This window comes from Sphingomonas sp. PvP055, assembly GCF_040546365.1.
GTDB classification, from domain to species: Bacteria; Pseudomonadota; Alphaproteobacteria; order Sphingomonadales; family Sphingomonadaceae; genus Sphingomonas; species Sphingomonas echinoides_A.
The window spans coordinates 190,147-202,258 of record NZ_JBEPNS010000002.1 but is presented as its reverse complement, the minus strand read 5'-3'; the positions used below and the strand labels follow the sequence as shown (position 1 = coordinate 202,258).

Genomic DNA, 12,112 nt, shown 5'->3' with positions numbered 1-12,112 from the left:
ACCAGCTATCGCAAGCGGCGCTGCGCTATGCGCCGCTCCTCCTCAGTGAAAATACCATCCCAGCGCGGCTCGAGCACGAGCGACTCCACCGCGAGGTCGATGCGCTCTAGCAACGCGAGGCGCGCGAACCCCTCGGACGGCGGAAGCTCCAGCAACCTGCGGGCAGTCCCGATGCCGCCGAGCCGGTCGATCATCTGGAGCATGCCGGTCGGATGATAGTCCAACGCCGCGCACTGGGCGTAGATGTCACGGAGAGCGTCGGTGAACTCGCGATCCAGCGAGGCGGCGTTCCGCGCCGTGGCGGCGGCCGCGCGCGGTGCCGGAGTGCCGCCCTGTAGGACCACCGCGAGCTTCGGAGCGTTGCCCTTCAGCCAGTCTACCAGTGCGGCCATGGCGTCCAGTCCGGCCACGACGGCGTCGCGCTGCGAGGCGAACGGGGACTGCGGGTCGATCCCCGGCGTCCGGGCACGGATCGCGAGCGACTTTCCCGCCTCCTCGGCCGAGTAGGGCGTTCCGGCCAGGATCCCGGAGGCGCGCGCGGCCGGCGCTAGGTGCGCCAGGCCCGAGAACTGGGCGTTGACCCATTTCCAGGAAACCGCGTTCCCGAACTCGTGCCGCAGGGCCGGGACCGGCAGCCCCGGCAAGGTAAGCCCCTCGAATATCCGCGTGATGGCCTTGGGCCCGTCCGTCGATGGGCGCACACGCAGGGCCGGCAGGCGTTCGCGCGCGAGCGCCGCATAGGCCTCGGCGAAGTCCCGCTTCTCCGGAACGGTCCGGGCGATCCAGGCGGTGGACACACGCTTGCCGCATAGAGCCTCCAGCAGCTGGACGCGCACGGCGAGCCGAGCATCGACCTCGACGGGAACGTCCTCGCCACGACGCGCCTCGAGTGCGTCAGCGATGTCCTCAATCGACACGCTGGCGTCGAAGGTCGAAGCGTCGAGCAGGGTGCAGAGCCTGCCGGCTGGCGCGACCAGCACCGACGCGGCCCGTCTAGCGCCCAGTTCCGAACGGGCCGCCGCCACCTCCGCCGCATAGGCCTCAGCCTGGCCGGGCTGAAAGTCGGCCGTGACCTTGCTCTCGATCAGGACGCGCGCCGTTACCGCACCGGTCGGATCGAACCACCCGATCTGAACGTCTGTCTGCCGGCTGTCCTGGAGCCGGGTCGGCGACTTCTGCAACCTGACCTCGCAACCTTCGGGAGCATCGAACCGCGCGGTGAGATGCCCGAGCAGCCAGCTCCGGAACTCGGGCGAGGCGTGCAGCTCCTCAACGAGGAAGTTGTCGAGGTCGCGCTCGCGGACCCGGTCCCTGAACAGCTCGTCGCTCATGCGGTGCCGCCTCCGGTCCGCGCCGCCGGGCTGACGTAGCCGCCATCCGCCTGGTCGACGATCCCGCAGTCGGAGGCGAGTTCCAGCAGCGTGTAGAGGCGGTCCGGCGTGGGATTGGATTGTCCCGCGCCACGCAGGGCGATCCAACCGCCCTCGTCGAGCACGATCCGCAACCGCTGCGTGTCATCGCCGCTGCGACCTACTGCCCAGTACACGTGCTGGCCGATCAGGAGCTCCGACACGATCAGCTCGCAGGCGTCCCGCATCGGCAGACCGGCGGCGCTTCGGAAGCGTGCCGAAAGACGTGTCAGCGGCAGCCGGTCGGGCTGACCTGCGAAAAGGTCCTCGGCCTCGTCCATCGCCCTGCAGATGGCGATCGCTGCCCGAAGGCCGGATGCGCAGAGGGCGGGGTCGTCCCACTGGCGGGATCCCTCGATCGCGTCGAGCAACGCCACCGGCGACACCACCGCGTCATCGCCCTCGTCACCACGGTCCCGTCGATCCAGCCACTCCCCGAACGGCAAGTCGGGAGAAGCGCCGAGCGCCTCGAGCAGCCAGTCCACAAGCTCGTCGAGCGTCACCGGTCGATCCGACGCCATCGCCAGGACCCAGTTCAGGAGCCCCTCCAGCGACAGCCGCATCAGCTGGCGCGTCTGCATGGCACGCCACAGGCGCGCGGTCGGCCATTCCGACCACTCGCGGTCGGACCGCGCCGCGAGCAGCCTCAGCTGGCCGGTGTCGAGCGGTCCGGTCGCGGCACCGAGGATCGATCCGACAAGCTCCACGATCCGGGCGCGGGGCGAGACGCCACCCGATCCGACAAGCGCCAGGCGCCCGACCTCGGCTTCCGCCGGGGTCAGATCCCGCATGTCCCATAGCGGATGCCAGTCGACCATGAGGTCAAGTGGCACCCAGCCGCACTCCAGCGAGGCGAACGCCTCATGGCCAAGCGCTGGCGCCAATCTGGCGTCGAGCGCGAGGACCGCCGGCATGACCTCGTCTACCGGCGCGAACAGCCCGCCCGACGATCTGAGGAAGCCCATCCCAAGCCCCTCTTTCACCGAGGGACCATACGAGACCGGGGACATGAGCGAGCCTTGGTCGCGCCGCCGGAGGTGCCAGTCCTCCCACTCGGGCGTCGAGAAGTCGTAGCCCTGCTTTGCGACGACGCGTGCCTGCAGACCCTCCACACCCGGAAGGCTAGAGAAGTCCCCCGCCATCAGCTGGCCCGTCTGGAAGATGACCTCGATCCGGTCGGTGAACCGCCGCCCGACCGGCACGGGTAGCGACTGCAGCCCGGCGCGCTCTGCCAACCGCGCTGCCTGCCACCACGCCCACGCCATTACCACGTAGGGGCGCAGCCGCCACGCCGCGTTGTTGAGGCCCGGGATGCAACGGTCCATCATGTCGAAATTTAGCTGCCTCAACCCAAGCGGATCCACGCCCCCGGTCTCGAGCGGCAGGATCGGGACCGGGCGCGGACGATCGGCAAGGGCGATCACATCGTCCAGGTCCTGGAGCGTGCGGATCCGCGACATCAGAGATTCCGATCCAGAACGACGACGCTCGAGCAGCAGTTTTGCGCAGCGACCAGACCGATGGCGCGCAGCCGCTGGATGTCGGCCTCGGGCAAGCCGATGCTGCACTTGGGACAGGACGTGTGCCATGGACCGGCGATCGGTATGCGGGCGGCGAAGCCGTCCGCGATCCGCCGCCGGATGCGGTCCATCTCCGGCTCGCGGTCGAGACAGGGCAGCGGCGGCGGGGCCTCGCCGGCGCGGATCGCGGCCAGCAGGACCGGCAGCTCCTCAAGGACGGAGCGCTCGCCCTGGACCTCGGCCACGAACGCCTCGAGCGCCTCGCGGCCCGCCGTGGCTTCGGCAACCAGGCCGCTGACGACCGGCGTCATCGCGTCCATGCAAGCGTCAAGCGCATCTTCCACCGGTCCGACCATCGCCGCGATCCTGCGTCGCGCGCGGATCGGCGAACGCGCGGCCATCGCGTCGATCAGCACCAGCGCCGTCGCGAGGGAGCGGAGCTCCGCGCGTTCCGGGTCGCAGCGCAGCCTGGGCGACGCGAGCGTCGTCCACCACGAGGCGAACTCCGAGACCCTCGCGGCGTCGGGGCGGCGAGCGAGCACACACAGGCCGAGATCGGCCAAGCGGTGGAGCTCCGTCTGAGGATCATCGTCGATCCTCGAGGCGAAGGCCTCCCGGATCACCTCGAACACCTTCTCGGTCCGCTCCGGCGGCGGCGCGGCCGGACGACCGCCAGCCCCCGCGTCCTCCGCATCGCCGGCGGCCGAGCCGCCGCCGCCAGTGCCGCCGCTCACAAGGCTGCGGCGCACCGCTGCGATCAGCCGGTCGATCGCGCTGGCGCCCCAGCCGGCGAGGTGGGGGGGTGTCCCCTCGGCGCGTGGCCGCACATCCAGTTCCGCAAGCGACACGCTCCGGTCGTCAACCACGCGATGGGTCGGGCGGACGGCGGAACCGTTGCTCCACGGCGCGGCCGTCTCGTCGGGGTGCCGGGCGAAGTACTCCAGCACGCCGGCGAGATCCTCGTCCTCCGCCGAGCCGCCGACGACCCGGATCATGCTGCCGGCGCTCGAACCCCATCGGCGGTTCAACTCGAGCAGATCGGGGAAGGTCACGAAACCGGCGACACGCCGCCCATCGCGCGACAGCGCAAGGATAGCGCGCCGGCTGCCGAAGCCGATCTCGTCCCCTCCGCGGATCTCGACCGAGAAGCGGCGGTCTGGCCCAACCTCAAGATCGCCCAGCTCGCGGAACTCCCCCGTCGCGTCGAGACGCGCCGACCAGGTGCCCTGGGCGTCGGCACCCATCACGATCCCTGACAGGTTACGGCCGACGAGATTCGCAAGCAGGATCGCGTCGTCGCTTCCGGACCCCTCCGTCTCGACCACCGGAAGCGGAGGCAGCGAGCCGACGAACGCCCGCACCGGCGTGCGCTCAGGTCCCGCGCGCACGACCGCGAGCTCGACGTTCACTGCTCGGGAAAGCGCCGGTCCGCTCGCGTTCACACTGCCGCTCACGGTCAGCACGCGGTCGCGGCAGATAATCTCGATGAGCTTGGCATGCATGGGACGCTGCCGCGGCTCCTCGTTGAGGCCCTCGACGACGACCCGGTCCGCTCGGGGATCGTGTGCGAAGTCGTAGTGCTGACCGGCCAATGCCAAGGCGGTGGACACATGGACCGCGAACCGCTCCAGCCCCAGCCCGTCGGCCAGTCTGCGGACCGCGCCGGCTGACCCGAAGTATGGCGACGCGACGAGAAGCCCGGTTGCCCCGCCCGCGGCGTCCGCCATCTCCACGAGCTGGTCCGCGATTGGCCGGTCGACGCTGTGGAGGAGCCGCACGTCTGACCCGCCGCCCATATCTCCCGACCGCCGCAGCGCGCCCGCCCAGGACGCGGCGATTCCTGCGTTCGGGAAGTCGAGGCGGGGCGACGTGGCAAGCGCCTCGAGGAAGTCGGCCATGTCGCCGAACGCCCGCGGCGACGTGCGCGGACTGAGTATCTCGCAGAGCTCGAGGTTGCGCCCCCAGCCCCCGAACGTGAGGTTCCCCGAACCGATCACGAGGCGCGGACCATCCTCGCCATCGAGCAGGACGAACTTCGGATGGAAGCATCCGCCGGGCGCGCCGATCGCGTCCACGGCGTAGGTCCGGCCAACCTCGCGCGCCCCGGCCTCGCCGAGCGAGGCCGCCACACCCGACACGTCGGCGAGGATCCGGATGTCGTTGGCGCCGACCCGACGCAGCGCCCGCAGCGGTGCCGCCTCGAAGAACCCAAGACTAAGTGCATAGGTGCCAAAAAGCGCCCGCGTCCAACGCCCGGCCCGGACAACGTCCAGCGGATGCGCGGTTGCAGATGCAGCCTCAGCAGCCGTCACCACTTTATTGGCACGTCGATGGATCCCCCCCGTACCGCGGCCTCGCCTGCGACGCACCGATCGTGACCCACGCGGGCGGATGAGGCAAGGCCGACGAGGAAACCTCAGCCCAGAGGCGCCGGGATGCTCGACGGCTGAAGATAGCTGAAGATGATAATAGGGGGCGAGAGTTATGTGTACGAAGCCAAGCGACGTGTCGGCCTTTTGTGTTGATGGTCCGACTAACGGTCGAGCCAAGTGAGTCACATCGGCAGAATCGGACGCCAGGACTTTCGGTATCCTGCAGCGGATCCCTTTTTCGACGGAGACGACTGCGTCGCGACCGCCGTGCTGCTGGACCGAGTTAGGGCCTCGCCAACGATAATGCCGTGGACCGCCTTGCCGGCGCTGTACGCGGCGCTATCGTCCGGCAATGTCAAAACAACGCATGGTGTCGGCGACCATCCTCGTCGGACGACCTGACCTCATCGATCTCGGCGACGACGTCGACTACGTCGAGCTTGACGAGGCCCTCGAGGCCGCGGCCTCGTCCGCCACCGAGATCACAATCCTTGGCGGCTTCTACAGTGTCGAGCCGATCATCGCGCTGTGCAAGCAGGTCAGACGGTCCAGGCGTAGCGCTTGCAAGGTCAGGATCGCCGTCGGGATCGAGGCGAAATCGGCAATCCCAGCGACCTGGGCAGACATGCGTCGGCTGAGGGACAAGCTGCTCAAGAGCGGCTTCCGGGACGTCGTCGTGGCGGTAGTGAGAAGCTCGCCGGTCCACTTCCATACCAAGCTCTTCCGGTTCCTCAATACCACCCGACCGGTTTGGTTCGTGGGCTCCGCCAATCCGGGAAGCACCCGCCACGAACTCATGGTCCGGCTATCCGGCCGGCACGAGGCGCTGTCGGCATACGTCGCAGCCGTATTCGCCAAGGCCGTCGACGTCGCGCTGTCGCCCCCGGCGGCCGAGATCACGACGCTGCGGGACTTTTTTATGGCGGGGCTGCTCTGCCACAAGCCGCCGGCGCAACGACTGTTCACGTTCGACGCGTTCCGGTTCGACGCCCGGCATCACGAGCGGCTCGCCGAGGCGCTCGCGGGATCGTCCGCCGTCAGCCATGCCAATCCGCGGACGCAGGGATTCGGCTTCGACTTGAGAAGCCCGTTGCAGATCGCGGACGTTGACGACGACCTCGACGGTGACGGCCCGTCCGGCAGTCGGGTGCAGATTCGACCATACTCGATCGACACGGTGTTCGGATGGTGGATGCCCCAGGCCTACGGCGACTACGTCCGCGGCAAGGTGGCGCAGGACGAAGCCGCCAGGGAGCGGCGTCTCGCGGAGATCGGCGCCACGCTGCGGACGCCCGAAGGCGAGCGTTCCGTGCGCGAGGCCTTCGCCAGCCACGTCGAGACGTTGGGGAGGTTCCTCGAGACGCACGGGATCGACGCCCGTCCCGTGAGCAACCGCGAGCTGCGCTTCGAGCGGTTCGTGACGTCCCGCACCAAGGCGCTGAGCGATCCGGTCACCGTCCAGCGCCACGCCCGGTCCATGACGCTGACCGGAATGCCGGACATCTGGGAAGACGGCGTAGCGGTGGAGGAGTTCGAGCGGTCGTTCTTCGAGGACCTTGCGTTCCGGGCCGGCGGGACGACCCAGCCAACGATCGTCAAGTCGATCCTCGCGCGGCTGGACGACGACACACTCTCGATCGGCTCGGAGTTTGAGGACGCGCTGCGCGACACGATCGCCGAGGAGCCATGGAGCGACGACGATTGGGAGTGACAAGTCCCGCGGACGGTGCTGACAACCAAGTCCCGACCGGCGGCAAAAAACTTTCGGTTTCCGGCCCTGGTGCACTCCCACAAGACTTATTCGTCCCCGCCGCTTCGGCAGCGGCACGGTAGCTAGTAGGACGGCGGTCACGACCGGGAACCGATGGACTACGGGCGGCTCGACAGGCTGATCGGTTCGGCCAGCTGTTAATATCACCCTGCCGATGACGGAGCGTGTCCGACCGGCAGTAGCACCCGTTCCCTCGAATTTGTGTCAATCGACAACATGCTGCAAGGTGTCTTAACATTACCAACCAAGGCGACACTTGAACCGCGACACGTGGGGGACGACCGATTACTGATTTTCGCTTTCTCCATGCGGCCGACATCCACCTCGACAGTCCGCTTCGCGGACTCTCGCGCTACGAGGGCCTGCCGGAGCAGGAAATCCGCGGCGCAACCCGTGCGGCGTTCGACAATCTGGTGCGCTTCGCCATCGACGAGGCGGTGGACTTCGTCCTAATCGCGGGCGACCTTTTCGACGGCGAATGGCGTGACATGGGCACCGGCCTTTACTTCGCCCGCGCGATCGGGCGGCTCGACCAGGCAGGCATCCCGGTATTCCTCCTCGCCGGCAATCACGACGCGGAATCGGTCATCACGAGGAGCGTGCCGTGGCCGCCTAACGTGCGACTGTTCGGCACGAAGAAGCCGGAAACCCACATCCTCGCGGACATCGGGGTCGCCATCCACGGCCAGGGCTTTCCTACACCCGCCGTCACCGACAACCTCGTGCTCGCCTATCCCGAGGCCGCCAGCCACCACTTTAACATCGGCATGCTGCATACCGCCCTTGCCGGACGGCAGGGTCACGCTTCCTATGCCCCGTGCAGCCTCGATGACCTGAGGTCCAAACGATACGATTACTGGGCGCTCGGGCATGTCCACGAGCACGAGATCGTATGCAAGGAGCCGCACGTCGTGTTCCCGGGCAACACGCAGGGACGCACGATCCGCGAAACCGGACCGAAGGGCGCGGTGATCGTCACCGTGGAGGACGCACGGGTCGCGTCGGTGGAGCGCATCGAGCTCGACGTGCTGCGCTGGGCGGTAGTCGAGGTCGACTGCACCGACGCCATGGCCGACGCGGTCCCGGCGCTGATACGCGCCGCGCTGCTCACGGCATGGCGGGGCAGCGCCTCGGGACTTCCCCTCGTGGTTCGCGTGACGCTCACGGGGCTGACGTCCGACGCGGGCACGATGCACGATCGCGCGGGCCCGCTCCGCGACGACACCCGGGCGGTCGCCGCGTCCATCTCGCCCGACCTGTTCATCGAGAAGGTGAAGGTGCTCGTCGCCTCCGAAAGCCAAGCCGACGAGGTAGTCATCGGCGACGACCTCGCGGCGCTGATCGCGCGCGCACCGACCGACGCGGCGCTCGCTGAAATGCTCGCGGACGATCTCGGCCCGTTCCTCCTGGCGGCGCAGATGTCACTGGGGCCCGACGAGGACGGCGAGCTGCGCAACGCCGCCACCACCGGCGACTGGAGTTCCGTCCTCCAAACCGCGACGCTCGCACTCCGCTCGCGCCTGACGAGCGAGGCCTAGGATGCGTTTCGCCAGCCTCGCCCTCGAGCGATACGGCCACTTCGAGGGCTGCGAACTCACCTTCCGCCCCGGCGCACCCGACCTGCACGTCGTCTACGGTGCGAACGAGGCGGGCAAGACCACCTCGATGGCCGCGGTGTCCGATCTGCTCTTCGGCTTCCCGACCCGTTCACCATACAACTTCCGCTACGACTACTCCCTCCTGCGCGTCGGGGCCGTGATCGAGGACGACGGCAGGACGCTCGCCTGCCGCCGTAAGAAGGGCACCAGCGGCACGCTGCTCGGCCCGGACGACCGAACACTCGACGAAGGCACGCTGCTGGCCATGCTGCGCGGCCAGACGCGCGAGACGTTCGGCCTGTCATTCAGTCTCGACCAGGAGGGCCTGCGCGCGGGCGGGAGGGCCATGGTCGAGGCACGCAACGACCTCGGGCGCGCCCTGTTCGCGGCAGGCTCCGGCCTTACCGGCGTGTCGGACGAACTTTCGCGCATCGAGGAGGACGCGGACGCAATCTGGGGTCCGCGAGCGTCCAGCAAGCGGTCCTTCACCATCGCGCAGCGCGAATTCGAGGCACAGACGCGTGCGGTGCGGGACCAGTCGCTACGTCCGAAGACATGGCTCGATGCACGGGCCGCGGTGGCGGCCGCGCAAGCCGAGCTGGACGACGCGCAACGACGGCGGGACGAGGTCCTCGCGGAAGTGAGCCGCGTCGAGCGGACACGACGCATCGCGCCGTCGGCGCGGCTCCTCGCGGACCAGCTCGCCTCGCTCTCCGATCACGCGGAGACCGTCGACATCGCTCCCCAGCGCGAGGACGCTGCGGAGACGACGATGGCCGAGATCGACCGCGCCACGCTGGCGAAGGCGATGGCCTTGAAGCTGGCCGACGAGGCGACCGGGCGCATGAAGGCGCTCGTGCCGGATCCGACCGTGCTCGCGCAGGCCGATCAGATCGACGAGATCGGTGCTACGGCCGGCGCGGTGGCCAAGGCGAGGCACGACATGGTCCGCCTCGCGGCGGCGCACGCCACCGGGGACGGCCTCGTCGCCCGGCTGCGGGAGGAGGTCGGCGCGGCGGAGCCGCCGACCAGGATCGTCAGTTCGAAACTACGCGAGCTGGCGCTGGCCCACGTGCAGGATGTCTCGGCGCTCGACCAGATCGCCGAGAGCGAGGAGGACCTCGCCCAGCGACGCAAAGCCGTGTCGGAGAGCGTCGACGAGACGCCCAAGACGGTCGAACTCGCCGCGGTCGTCGCAGCCGTCGACGCGGCCCGGGCGCTCGGCGTGGACGCGGACGCCAGGTGCGACGCGGCGGAGCGTAAGGCCTCACTCGCCGCCACGGCGGTCGAACAGGCGCTCGCACGTCTGGCGCCCTGGAAGGGCGACATCCCGCACCTTCTGGCTCTTCCGCGCATCGCCGCCACCGAGATCGAGGCGGCACGCACGGCTCTCACGGACCTGGCCGCGACGGCGAGCCGCGAAACGGCCCTCGCCACCCGGGCGCGCGAGGAGGCGGCGGCCCTCGAGCTGCAGATGAGGCAACTCTCGTCGGGTCCAGCCGTCTCGGCCGACGAGATCGTGGCCTCGCGGACCCAGCGCGACGACCGCTGGCAGCCGATCCGCGACCATGTCCTCAGGCAAACCGCCCTTCATGCCCCGGATGACGCGGTCGCTGCCTTCGAGGCAACCGTCGCCGGGGCGGACGAACGGAGCGATCTCCGGTTCGCCGCAGCGGACGAATCGAGCAGGCTGGCCGACATGGGCCAGCGCGCCGCGAAACTGCTGTTGGACGCCGAACAGGCCGAGGCCCGTGCCACGACTGCAACCGGGCATGGCGCAGCGTTCCGTGCCGACTGGACGGCGCGACTGACCCGCGCCGGCTACGCAACGATGGGGCCTGAGCAGCTCACCAGCTGGCTCGACGACCGCGACGCGGCGGAGACGGCGCACGAGACCGCGACATCGCTCGAGGACGAAGCCGCGGCCAGCCGCCGACGGCGCGCCGGTGTCCGTGCTGCGCTCGTCGCGTGCCTCCCGGTGGACTCAGCGGCGCACGAGGCCACCGAAGTGGCACCCGTCCTCGCCAGTGCCGAGCGGATCCGCTCAGATGGCGAGGCGGCGGAGCAGGCCGCCCGGCTCGGCAAGGCGGCGGCGGAACAGCTCGAGCAGGACGCCGACGCGCTCGCCCGACGCAGGAAGAGGCTCGAGGATGCGGCAACGGTCCGGGCCGCCGCCTGGCAGGACCTGCTGGCGGATGCTCAGCTCGAGATGGACATCGCCGGCGCGATCGCCACCTTGGACCTCCTCGAGGAGCTGCGGGTGGCGCTGGCGGCGCAGACGGAGCGCAAGGCCCGCATGGACGGAATGGCGCGCGACGCCGACGACCACGACGCGCGCATCGCGTCGATCGTTGACGCGCTCGGCATCGACGCGTCGGGAAGGCCCGCCGAACGCCTCCAGGTCATGCGCGAACGGCTCACAGCGGCGCGCGCGACCGCGAACGTGATCGCGTCGATAGAGGAGATCGTGGCCGAGCGAATCGGGGACGCCGCGGCTGAGGACACCAAGCTCGTGGTGGCGCTCGCATCCCTCGGCCCCCTCATGGACGAGACCGCCTCGAAGGACACGTCCGAGCTCGGACCCGCCATCCAGAGGTCGCGCGAGGCACGCGCTCTGCGCATCGCCATCGCGGCGACGGAGACGGCGATTAAGTCGGCGGGCGACGGCAAGGGTCTCGAGGAGCTGCTGGCGGCGCAGGAGGGTATCGACCCCGACGGTTTGGCTGGGCGCACGCAAACCCTCTCCACCGAGCTAGCCAGTCTCAACGGCAAAGTCGCTGCCGCAGCGGCCGCGCATGGCGACGCGCGGACGGCGTTCGCCGCCCTCGAGACGACCGGCGCCTCGGCGGTGGTCGCGGCCACCGACGCCGGGCAGGCGAGGTCGGAGCTTGGCGTGCTCACCGAGCAGTACATCCTCAAGCGCGCCCAGGCGGTCACGCTGCGCTGGGCGATCGAGCAGTACCGCGAGCGCCACCAAGACCCGATGCTGCTGCGCGCCAGCGAACTCTTCTCCTCGCTGACGATCGGGCGCTACTCGGCGCTGCGCATCGACAACGACGGCACGAGCCCCAGGCTGCTCGGCCTGAGAGACGACGGCCGCACCGTGGTCGACGTGGGTGCGATGAGCGAGGGCACGACGGACCAGCTCTTCCTGGCTCTGCGCCTCGCTGCCGTCGAGCAGTCGGTCGCCTCAGGGATTCGGCTCCCGTTCCTCGCGGACGACCTTTTCGTGAACTTCGACGACGAGCGGTCGGAGGCGGGCTTCCGCGTCCTCGCCGAGCTGGCCAAGTCAACCCAGGTGCTGTTCTTCACCCACCATCCGCATCTGGCGTCGATCGCCCGGTCGGTGGTTGGGGCCGATGTCCACTCGGAGTGCTCGCTCGCTTGAGGACCTCACCACCCGGAATCCTTCCAGCATTCAAGCCCGACTGGAAGGCCGCCA

At 69.3% G+C, this 12,112-nt stretch carries 6 protein-coding genes; 3 read left to right on the top strand and 3 right to left on the bottom strand.

The genetic code is table 11. From position 1 onward, the window contains the following. Positions 1–5: 5 nt before the first annotated feature. Genes ABIC16_RS19650 through ABIC16_RS19640 form a run of 3 tightly spaced genes read right to left on the bottom strand, consistent with a single transcriptional unit; the run spans position 6 to position 5,241 of the window. Complete coding sequence (locus ABIC16_RS19650) at positions 6–1,331, bottom strand: hypothetical protein (RefSeq protein WP_354292543.1); 1,326 nt, start codon at positions 1,329–1,331, stop codon at positions 6–8. After that, positions 1,328–2,869, bottom strand: a complete 1,542-nt coding sequence (locus tag ABIC16_RS19645) for a hypothetical protein (protein ID WP_354292542.1) — start codon at positions 2,867–2,869, stop codon at positions 1,328–1,330. Before ABIC16_RS19645 ends, ABIC16_RS19650 begins: the two co-directional genes overlap by 4 nt. Further along, the gene (locus ABIC16_RS19640) at positions 2,869–5,241 is read right to left on the bottom strand and encodes a hypothetical protein (protein ID WP_354292541.1); all 2,373 of its coding nucleotides are present in this window, start codon (positions 5,239–5,241) and stop codon (positions 2,869–2,871) included. Before ABIC16_RS19640 ends, ABIC16_RS19645 begins: the two co-directional genes overlap by 1 nt. Before the next feature lie 412 nt (positions 5,242–5,653). Between ABIC16_RS19640 and ABIC16_RS19635 the strand changes: the two genes are divergently transcribed. The 3 genes from ABIC16_RS19635 to ABIC16_RS19625 all read left to right on the top strand — a co-directional run bounded on the left by ABIC16_RS19635 (position 5,654) and on the right by ABIC16_RS19625 (position 12,058). Further along, positions 5,654–7,012 (top strand): restriction endonuclease PLD domain-containing protein, encoded by a 1,359-nt coding sequence (locus ABIC16_RS19635; protein WP_354292540.1) that lies wholly within the window; start codon positions 5,654–5,656, stop codon positions 7,010–7,012. Between the two features lie 344 nt (positions 7,013–7,356). Beyond that, positions 7,357–8,610: a metallophosphoesterase family protein gene (locus ABIC16_RS19630; RefSeq protein WP_354292589.1), complete on the top strand. Its 1,254-nt coding sequence runs from the start codon at positions 7,357–7,359 to the stop codon at positions 8,608–8,610. A 1-nt stretch (position 8,611) separates the two neighbouring features. Further along, positions 8,612–12,058, top strand: a complete 3,447-nt coding sequence (locus ABIC16_RS19625; protein ID WP_354292539.1) for an ATP-binding protein — start codon at positions 8,612–8,614, stop codon at positions 12,056–12,058. Positions 12,059–12,112 lie beyond the last annotated feature (54 nt).

Excerpts from the sequence above, each read along its gene's own strand:
- ABIC16_RS19650 (WP_354292543.1), bottom strand. The coding sequence starts at position 1,331 with ATGAGCGACGAGCTGTTCAGGGACCGGGTCCGCGAGCGCGACCTCGAC.
- ABIC16_RS19645 (WP_354292542.1), bottom strand. The coding sequence starts at position 2,869 with ATGTCGCGGATCCGCACGCTCCAGGACCTGGACGATGTGATCGCCCTT.
- ABIC16_RS19635 (WP_354292540.1), top strand. The coding sequence starts at position 5,654 with ATGTCAAAACAACGCATGGTGTCGGCGACCATCCTCGTCGGACGACCT.
- ABIC16_RS19625 (WP_354292539.1), top strand. The coding sequence starts at position 8,612 with ATGCGTTTCGCCAGCCTCGCCCTCGAGCGATACGGCCACTTCGAGGGC.